Source organism: Acidobacteriota bacterium (assembly GCA_003225175.1).
Lineage (GTDB): Bacteria > Acidobacteriota > Terriglobia > Terriglobales > Acidobacteriaceae > Gp1-AA112.
Genome location: QIBA01000162.1, coordinates 1 through 2,803 on the forward strand (window position 1 = coordinate 1; position 2,803 = coordinate 2,803).

The 2,803-nt window shown below is 29.0% G+C and carries 2 protein-coding genes; both read right to left on the bottom strand.

Going from position 1 to position 2,803, the window contains the following annotated elements; all coding sequences use genetic code 11:
* Positions 1 to 2,312, bottom strand: a 2,312-nt coding sequence (locus tag DMG62_24035) for a hypothetical protein (protein PYY20032.1), incomplete at its 3' end; no start/stop codon positions are given.
* A gap of 12 nt (positions 2,313 to 2,324) precedes the next feature.
* Complete coding sequence (locus DMG62_24040; GenBank protein ID PYY20033.1) at positions 2,325 to 2,744, bottom strand: hypothetical protein; 420 nt, start codon at positions 2,742 to 2,744, stop codon at positions 2,325 to 2,327.
* Between the last annotated feature and the right edge of the window lie 59 nt (positions 2,745 to 2,803).

The following is a 2,803-nucleotide window of genomic DNA, read 5'->3' on the forward strand; positions in this document are numbered from 1 at the left end:
ATTATTTTAAGCCCCAAAATTATTTTTTTCAATAACTGTAATTTGTCATGCCAATTAAGTTTAACTATATTAGACAAGCATTTCCTCAAACTGCCTTCTTTTACATAACTCATTACTACAATATAATTTAAACTATTTGGATCTTGAGTAATTCCAAAGAATCGAACAAATTTTGAAAATGATTTTTTCTGACAATTATAATTGTACTTCCATTCATCTAAAAATTCATCATTTAAGTCTGAAGAATCATTAAGATTTTTAAGAATGACTTCATAGCCTTTTTGAAAAGTCCACCTATTCCATTTTTGTTCATCAAAATTCCAACTATCAATAGGTCCATCTAACCAGATGGCCTTATTAATCTCACTAAATCCTCCTTTATCATAATAATTGATATTTTTCAATCTGTTATAAGGTATCCATTCTAAAACTTCAATGATATTTTTAGCACCTAACTGTGCTTCTTGAATAAATTTATCAATAAATTCATTTCTACTAGTCCATTTTAAAAAATCTTGTTGGAATCGCTTAGAATTACATTGTTGACACCATTGATAATCAGTATATGGTTGCTTACATTCTTCACACTTATTATATAACTCATTAATTTTCCCATTTTCAGTTGCTTTTAAATACCAATAAAAAGCTTTTTCTAAATCCTTTTCTGTTCCATTACCACTTTTATAAATTTCAACTAAACTATTTATTGCATTATTATTCCCATTTTTAGCTGCTTTTTGAAACCAATAAAAGGCTTTTTCTATATTCTTTCCTGTCCCTTCACCATTATAATATAATACTGCAAGATTATATTGTGCATTAGCATGACCATTTTCTGCTGATTTTTGAAACCAATAAAAGGCTTTTTCTAAATTCTTTTCTGCTTCCTCACCATTTTTATAAAAAGATGCAAGTATATACATTGCATACTCATCACCACATTCTGCTGATTTTTGATACCAATAAAAGGCTTTTTCTAAATTCTTTTCTGTTCCTTCACCATTGTGATATAATGATGCAATATTATACAATGCAAGTTCAAAACCACTTTCAGCTGCTTTTTTATACCAATAAAAGGCTTTTTCTAAATTCTTTTCTGTTCCTTCACCAATGTAATATGCTGCTGCAAGATTATATATTGCATTTTCATGACCAATTTCAGCTGCTTTTTGGTGCCAATAAAAGGCTTTTTCTAAATTCTGTTCTTTTCCATCACCATTGTAATATGACACTGCAAGATTATATTGTGCATCAGTATGACCATTTTCTGCTGATTTTTGAAACCAATAAAAGGCTTTTTCTAAATTTTTTTCTGTTCCTTCGCCATTTTTATAAAAAGTTGCAAGTACATACATTGCATATTCATTACCACTTTCTGCTGATTTTTGATACCAATAAAAGGCTTTTTCTAAATTCTTTACTGTTTCTTTACCAATGTGATATTCTGCTGCAAGATTAAATATTGCATTTTCATAACCATTTTCAGCTGCTTTTTGATACCAATAAAAGGCTTTTTCTAAATTCTTTTCTGTTCCTTCACCATTTTTATAAAAAGATGCCAGTACATTCATTGCATATTCATTATCACTTTCTGCTGACTTTTGAATCCAATAAAAGGCTTCTTCTAAATTCTTTTCTGTTCCTTCACCATTGTAATAACACATGCCTAAGCTATTCATTCCAATATTATTTCCATTTTCTGCTGATTTTTGAATCCAATAAAAGGCTTTTTTTAAATTCTTTTCTGTTCCTTCACCATCGCAATAACACATAGCCAATCTATTCATTGCATTATTATTTCCATTTTCTGCAGCCTTTTGATACCAATAAAAGGCTTTTTTAAAATTCTTTTCTGTTTCTTCACCATTGTAATATGATAGTGAAAGTTTATACATTGCATCATCATTACCATTTTCTGCTGATTTTTGATACCAATAAAAGGCTTTTTCTAAGTTCTTTTCTGTTCCTTCACCATTGCTATATAGTAATGCAACATTATATTGTGCATTAATATGATTCTTTTCTGCTGCTTTTTGAAACCAATAAAAAGTTTTTTCTAAATTCTTTTCTGTTCCTTTACCAATATAATATAATGCTGCAAGATTATGCATTGCATTTTTATTACCACTTTCTGCTGCTTTTTGATACCAATAAAAAGCTTTTTCTAAATTCTTTTCTGTTTCTTTACTATTGCTATATAGTAATGCAAGATTATATTGAGAATTAATATGATTCTCTTCTGCTGCTTTTTGAAACCAATAAAAGGCTTTTTCTAGATTCTTTTCTGTTCCTTTGCCATTGTAATATGCCACTGCAAGATTATACTATGCATTAATATGATTTTCTTCTGCTGCTTTACAATACCAATAAAAGGCTTTTTCTAGATTCCTTTCTGTTCCTTCACCATTGTGATATAATACTGCAAGTTCATATTGTGCATCAGTATGACCATTTTCTGCTGATTTTTGAAACCAATAGAAGGCTTTTTCTAAATTCTTTACTGTTCCTTTACCATTGTAATATGCCACTGCAAGATTATACTGTGCATTAATTTGATTCTCTTCTGCTGCTTTTTGAAACCAATAAAATGCTTCTTCTAAATTCTTTTCTGTTCCTTTACCATTGTAATATGACAATGCAAGATTATACATTGCATATTTATTATTATTTTCTGCTGCTTTATGATACCAATAAAAGGCTTTTTCTAAATTCTTTTCTGTTCCTTCACCATTGTAATATGCCACTGCAAGATTATATGTTGCATTTCCATGACCAATTTCAGCTACTTTTTGGTGCCAATAAA